This is a genomic window from Mesorhizobium sp. M2A.F.Ca.ET.067.02.1.1, from assembly GCF_004023285.1.
GTDB lineage: Bacteria > Pseudomonadota > Alphaproteobacteria > Rhizobiales > Rhizobiaceae > Mesorhizobium.
Genome location: NZ_RZSB01001450.1, coordinates 1 through 423, shown reverse-complemented (window position 1 = coordinate 423; position 423 = coordinate 1). Strand labels below are relative to the sequence as shown.

Annotated in this window: 1 protein-coding gene; it reads left to right on the top strand. The window is 63.6% G+C overall.

The window, feature by feature from the left end; genetic code table 11:
- The coding region (locus EOA28_RS38270) for an aminotransferase class III-fold pyridoxal phosphate-dependent enzyme (protein WP_128315968.1) at nt 1-423 on the top strand (423 nt) is incomplete at both ends.

Below are 423 nucleotides of genomic sequence, written 5' to 3'. Positions count from 1 at the left end.
ATCTGCGACCGCCACGACATCCTTCTGATCGCCGACGAGGTGGTGACCGGGTTCGGCCGCACCGGTGCGTGGTCCGGCTCGCGGCTCTCCGGCACGAAACCCGACTTCATGACCATCGCCAAGGCGATCACGTCCGGCTACTTCCCGCTCGGTGCTGCGCTGATCGGCGCCAAGGTCGCCGACGTGTTCGAGGCCGACAAGACGAGCTTCGGCGCCATTGGCCACGGCTACACCTATTCCGGCCACCCTATTGGCGCCGCGGCGGCAAATGCGGTTCTCGATATCGTCGAAAGGGAAGACCTTCCGGGAAACGCACGCGAGGTCGGCGCGTTTTTCCAAGCCCAGCTGAAGGAGAAATTCTCGCAGTTGCCGATCGTTGGCGAAGTGCGCGGGGTAGGGCTTATGGGCGCAATCGAATTCGTG